General features: G+C 68.9%; 1 protein-coding gene. It reads right to left on the bottom strand.

The annotated features are described in order from the left end of the window. The coding region (locus EOA60_RS37210; RefSeq protein WP_206628499.1) for a 3-methyl-2-oxobutanoate hydroxymethyltransferase at nucleotides 1-392 on the bottom strand (392 nt) is incomplete at both ends.

Raw genomic sequence — 392 nt, 5'->3', positions numbered from 1 at the left:
GCCCTGCACGCGATAGCCGCCGAAGGCATTGACCGCCTGCGGCGTGAGTCCGACATGCGCCATCACCGGGATGCCGCGGCCGGCGAGGAAACGGATCGTCTCGGCCATCGCTTCGCCGCCCTCGAGCTTGACGGCCGCGCAGCCGGTTTCGGCCATGACGCGGGCGGCGCTGCGGAAGGCCTGATCCGGCCCTTCTTCGTACGAGCCGAACGGCATGTCGACGACCATCAGCGCGCGTTCGAGTCCGCGCCGCACGGCCTGGCCGTGCATGACCATCATGTCCAGCGTCACACCGAGCGTCGACGGCAGCCCATGAAGAACCATGCCGACGCTGTCGCCGACCAGCACGACGTCGCAATGCGGATCGACCAGCCGGGCAACCGGTGTCGTGT

Origin of the sequence: Mesorhizobium sp. M1A.F.Ca.IN.020.06.1.1, from assembly GCF_004023265.1 — a bacterium.
Taxonomy (GTDB): Bacteria; Pseudomonadota; Alphaproteobacteria; order Rhizobiales; family Rhizobiaceae; genus Mesorhizobium.
Note: the sequence above shows the minus strand (reverse complement) of the source record. Positions and strands in the feature narration are given on the sequence as shown.